A 5,307-nucleotide genomic window follows, 5' to 3' on the forward strand; every position below is an offset into this window, starting at 1 on the left:
GGCTTTGTGGCCTCGATGCATCGCCGCAGAACGTCAGCCTGACCAACGGCGCCACCGCCGGCATGACCGTGGCGCTGATGAGCGTCGCGCCGCCGGGTTCGACGGTTGCCACCGAGGCGATCGGCCACCATACGCTGGTGCCGTTGGCACGCTATCTCGGCTTCAATCTGGAAGGCCTGCCGATCGACGACAACGGCCTGATCCCGGAAGCGCTGGACGAGGCCTGCCGGCTTTCCGACATCCGCGCGGTCTTCGTGCAGCCCTCGGTGATCAACCCGACGGCGACCCTGATGGATGCGCGGCGGCGAGAAGAGATCGCCGCGGTCGCGCGCAAGCACGACATCGCCATCATCGAGAACGATGTGCTCGGTCCGCTGGTCGAAGACCGGCCGCCGCCGGTTGCCGCGTTCGCGCCGGAGCGCACGCTCTACGTCACCTCCTTCACCAAGATCACCGTGCCCGGTCTGCGCATCGGCTATCTGGCCGCGCCCGACCGCTACGTCGCCGCCGTCGCCAACCGGCATCTGGTCTCGAACTGGATGGCGACGCCGCTGGTGGCCGAGATCGCCACCAAATGGGTGACCGACGGCACGGCGATGGAGCTTGTCCACTGGCAGCGCGCGGCTTTGCGGCGCCGGCAGGATATTGCAGCGCAAGTGCTGGCGGGGGTGGACTATCGCGCCCGGCGCGACGGGTTGCATGTCTGGCTGCAACTGCCGGCCGACCGGGCTGAGGAAAGCTTTGTCGCCCAGGCTCGCCTGCAGGGCGTGGCGATTGCACCCGGCACGTCCTTCCGTATTTCGGCTGCGCCGTGGCATCCGGCGGTTCGTATCTCGCTGGGTTCGACCACCGAGGGGGAACTGCGCGCCGGCCTCGGCGTTGTCACCAAGCTTTTGCTCGGCGATCCCGAGCACCTGCTGCTCGCTATCTAGCGAGTGCGCCGCTATCCGGGTGATGCCGGCCTGCGAAAGGCAGCCTCCTGCGCTTCCGGTACTCACGTACGAAAAGTACGCTCCGTTCCGGTTCTCGGAGGCTCCCATTCTCGGCTCGGCCTGACCCGAATCCCGGCGCACTCTTCGGCACTGGTTGCTCAAGAATTGTGCGGAATGGGAAATATTGTCATGATATTATTTTTCCGATTGACATGATTTGGCGCGTTCCGCATCGTTAAGGGGCACAGGCTTCTCCAGCACGGGGAATTTATTTGTCCGCATCAGCGCCCATCATCAAGATCGACGGCATCTCGAAGAGCTTCGGCAGCTTCAAGGTGCTGGACGGCCTGTCGATGCAGGTCATGCCCGGCGAGAAGCTGGCGCTGATCGGCCCGTCGGGCTCGGGCAAGACGACGATCCTGCGCATCCTGATGACACTTGAGCGCATCGATGGCGGTCATATCCAGATCGACGGCGAGCAGCTCTACCACATGGAACGCAATGGCCAGCTGCTGCCCGCCGATGAGCGGCATCTGACAAGGATGCGGCGGAAGATCGGCATGGTGTTCCAGCTGTTCAACCTGTTTCCGCACAAATGCGTCATGGACAATGTCACGCTGGCGCCGATGCTGACCAAGGGCACGCCACGCGCCGCCGCCGAAAAGCGGGCGATGGAACTGCTCGAAATGGTCGGCATGGCCGACAAGGCCAAGTCCATGCCGGCGCAGCTATCCGGCGGGCAGAAGCAACGCGTCGCGATCGCCCGGGCACTCGCGCTGTCGCCGAAGATCATGCTGTTCGACGAGGTGACGTCGGCGCTCGATCCGGAGCTCGTCGAGGAGGTGATGAACGTCATGCGCAAACTCGCCGCCGAGACCGACATGACCATGCTGCTGGTCACCCACGAGATGGGTTTCGCCCATGATTTCGCCGACCGGGTGCTGTTCTTCGATCGTGGCAGAATCGTCGAGGAAGGCAAGCCGGACGAGATTTTCCGCAATCCCAAGCAGGAGCGCACGCAAGGCTTCCTGAAGAAGATCATCGCGGCCGGACATCGCGTCTGACCGTAATGCCGAGGCGGCAACGCCGCCATCAAAGGCGGCGAGGCCGCCCGTAACAAAAGCAAGACAAGAAACAAGGAGTTGGGAACAATGAACAAACTTGGCATTCTGGCCGGCGTTGCCGGTCTTGCACTGACGGCGGTGCTGGCCGCCTCTATCCCCGGTTCGGCCGACGACAGCAAGCTCGAACAGCTTAAGGCGCAAGGTTTCGCTCGCCTCGCCATCGCCAACGAGCCGCCCTACACGGCGGTCGCCGCCGATGGCAAGGTTTCGGGTGCCGCGCCCGATGTGGCCCGCGAGATATTCAAGCGGCTCGGCGTCGCCGACGTCGCCGCTTCGATCTCTGAATATGGCGCCATGATCCCCGGCCTGCAGGCAGGTCGCTTCGATGTCGTCACCGCCGGCCTGTTCATGAAGCCGGAACGCTGCGCCGCCGTCGTCTATTCCGAGCCGGTGCTTTGCGATGCCGAGGCGATGTTGGTGAAGAAGGGCAATCCGAAGGGCTTCAAGAGCTATGAGGATGTCGCCAAGGATACGACTGCGACCATCGGCGCGCCAGGCGGCGGCACCGAGGAGAAGCTCGCGCTCAATGCCGGCGTGCCACGCGATCGCGTCATCGTCGTGCCGGATGGCCAGAGCGGCGTGAAGATGCTCCAAGATGGTCGCATCGACGCTTATTCGCTGCCCGTCCTGTCGATCAATGATCTGGTCAAGAAGGCCAACGATCCGAACCTCGAAGTCATCGCTCCGGTGCAGGGCGCACCGGTCTATTGCGACGGCGCCGCCTTCAAGAAGGGCGATGAGGCACTGCGCGACGCCTTCGACGTAGAACTGGCCAAGATGAAGAAATCAGGCGAGTTCGCCAAGATTATCGAACCCTACGGCTTCTCGGCGGCGGCGGCGATGTCGACCAGCCGCGACAAGCTCTGCGCGGCGAAGTGATTTTTCCTTCTCCCCGTTCAACGGGGAGAAGGTGTCACGAAGTGATGGATGAGGGGCGGCGCCAAGTTCTGAGACTCTAGTGCCGCCCCTCATCTGCCTGCCGGCATCTTCTCCCCGTACGGGGAGAAGGAGCTAAACCCAACGTTGGAACGTAAATGACCCAGTGGTCCGGCTATTTCGGCCTGATATTGCAGGGAGCGCTTGTCACCATCGAGCTGACGCTGATGGGGTCGGTGCTGGCGTTGATCATGGCCTTCCTCGCCGGCATGGGGCGCGTATCGCGCTTCTTTGCGCTGCGTTGGTTGGCCACCGCCTATATCGAATTCTTCCGCGGCACCTCGATCTTCGTGCAGTTGTTCTGGGCCTATTTCGTGCTGCCCTTCATCGGCATTTCGTTGACCCCGTTGCAGGCCGGCGTGCTGGCGCTCGGCCTCAATGTCGGCGCCTACGCCGCCGAAGTCGTGCGCGGCGCCATCCAGTCGATCGGCCGCGAACAGTATGAGGCCTGCACCGCGCTCAATCTCGGGCGGTGGCAAGGCATGCGCCACATCATCCTGCCGCAGGCGCTGCTGGTGATGCTGCCGACTTTCGGCAACAACGCCATCGAATTGCTCAAGGCGACCGCCGTGGTGTCGCTGATCTCGCTCACCGACCTGACCTTCCAGGCGCAGGTGGTGCGCGCCCAGACCGGCAACACCCTGGTGCCATTCACCACCATCCTGATCATCTATTTCATCCTCGCCCTGCTCATCTCGTGGGGCGTGCGCTCGCTGGAACGACGCATGGCGCGCGGCCTCGATGGGGTGCGTGCCTGATGGCCAATTTCCTTCTGATAAATTGGGCCTGCTGATGGAATGGGATTGGAATTTCGTCTGGGAAATCATGCCGACGCTGATCCAGGGGGTGAAGATCACCATCCTGGCGACGCTGCTCGGCTCGGTGCTGGCGGCGGTCGTCGGGCTGGGCATTGCGCTGGCGCGCCGCTCGCCCAACAAAGCGCTGTCGCGCACGGTCGGCTGGGCGGCTGAATTCATCCGTGGCACGCCGCTGCTGGTGCAGCTCTATTTCATTTTCTACGTGCTGCCCGACATCGGCATCCTGTTGCCGCCGCTGGTCGCCGGTGTCATCGGGCTCGGGCTGCATTACGGCACCTACACGGCCGAGGTTTATCGTGCCGGCATCGACAATGTGCCGCGCGGCCAATGGGAGGCCGCCAAGGCATGCAATTTGAGCGCCAGTCAGACCTGGACCCACATCATCATTCCGCAGGCCATCCCGCCGATGATTCCGGCGCTCGCCAATTATTTCATCGCCATGTTCAAGGAAACGCCGCTGCTGTCGGCAATCACCGTGCTGGAACTGATGAACCAGGCCAAAAGCGTCGCCAACACCTACTATCGCTATATCGAGCCGATCACCTTGGTCGGTGCTTTCTTCCTGGTCATCAGTCTGTTTTCGGTCGTGCTGCTGCGCTGGCTGGAACGCCGCTACGGCAAGATCGAGAGGTAACCGATGAAACCCTTGCCCGAGATCAAGATCTACCCGAAACGGCCGGCGCTGGATGCACGCCCGCTCGACATGCGCATCGGCCTGATCATCCTGGCCACTGACCACACCAGCGAACCGGATTTCCGCCGCATGGTGGCGAGCGAGCGGGTCGGCGTCTATGTCGCGCGCATTCCCTATGCCAACCCGACGACGCCTGAAAACCTGCGCAAGATGCAGCCGGCGCTGACGGCGGGCGCCGCCCTGATCCTGCCGGACGAGAAGCTCGATGCCATCTGCTATTCCTGCACTTCGGCCTCGGTGGTAATCGGCGATGCCGAGATCGAGGCGGCGATCCAGGTCGCAAAGCCCGGCGTGCCGGTGGTCACACCGCCGATGGCGGGCGTGCGCGGGCTGCGTGCGCTGGGCGCAAACAAGCTCAGCATCCTCACTCCCTACACGGTCGAGACATCCAGGCCGATGGCCGCCTATTTCGCGGCGCGCGGCTTCGAGATCGTCAGCTTCACCTGCCTCGGTTTCGAGGACGACCGCGAGATGGCGCGCATCGCACCGGCAACCCTTGTCGATCTTGCGCGGGAAGCGACCGACGCCAGCGCCGATGCGCTGTTCGTGTCCTGCACGGCGCTGCGTAGCGCCCTCGCGCTCACCGGCATGGAAAAGGCGATCGGACGTCCCGTGGTGACCAGCAACCAGGCGACCGCCTGGAACTGCCTGAGATTGTGCGGGGATGAGGCGCCGCATCCTGAGTTCGGGCGGCTGATGACGTTGCCGTTGGTTCAGTAAGACGATGTCCCACATTCACGAGCGACCCCCTCTGGCCTGCCGGCCATCTCCCCCTCGAGGGGGGAGATTAGCTGCTGCCCGGC

General features: G+C 63.4%; 6 protein-coding genes. All 6 read left to right on the forward strand.

Annotated elements, in window-relative coordinates:
* Positions 1–932, forward strand: a 932-nt coding sequence (locus tag EN893_RS17375) for a PLP-dependent aminotransferase family protein (protein WP_164900933.1), incomplete at its 5' end; no start/stop codon positions are given.
* A 272-nt stretch (positions 933–1,204) separates the two neighbouring features.
* Entirely contained in the window at positions 1,205–1,996 is a 792-nt protein-coding gene (gene ehuA / locus EN893_RS17380; RefSeq protein ID WP_127271555.1) for an ectoine/hydroxyectoine ABC transporter ATP-binding protein EhuA, read from the forward strand.
* An 87-nt stretch (positions 1,997–2,083) separates the two neighbouring features.
* Positions 2,084–2,935, forward strand: coding sequence for an ectoine/hydroxyectoine ABC transporter substrate-binding protein EhuB (ehuB, locus tag EN893_RS17385; protein ID WP_127272429.1), 852 nt, complete (start codon positions 2,084–2,086; stop codon positions 2,933–2,935).
* 155 nt (positions 2,936–3,090) lie between these two features.
* Positions 3,091–3,750 carry an ectoine/hydroxyectoine ABC transporter permease subunit EhuC gene (ehuC, locus tag EN893_RS17390; RefSeq protein ID WP_013530328.1) on the forward strand — a complete coding sequence of 220 codons (660 nt, stop codon included), beginning with the start codon at positions 3,091–3,093 and terminating at the stop codon, positions 3,748–3,750.
* 34 nt (positions 3,751–3,784) lie between these two features.
* Positions 3,785–4,444, forward strand: a complete 660-nt coding sequence (gene ehuD / locus EN893_RS17395) for an ectoine/hydroxyectoine ABC transporter permease subunit EhuD (protein ID WP_127270574.1) — start codon at positions 3,785–3,787, stop codon at positions 4,442–4,444.
* A 3-nt stretch (positions 4,445–4,447) separates the two neighbouring features.
* On the forward strand, positions 4,448–5,224 hold the full coding sequence (eutA, locus tag EN893_RS17400) for an ectoine utilization protein EutA (RefSeq protein ID WP_127270572.1): 777 nt from the start codon (positions 4,448–4,450) through the stop codon (positions 5,222–5,224).
* Positions 5,225–5,307 lie beyond the last annotated feature (83 nt).

Source organism: Mesorhizobium sp. M7A.F.Ca.CA.004.04.2.1, assembly GCF_004022825.1.
Lineage (GTDB): Bacteria > Pseudomonadota > Alphaproteobacteria > Rhizobiales > Rhizobiaceae > Mesorhizobium.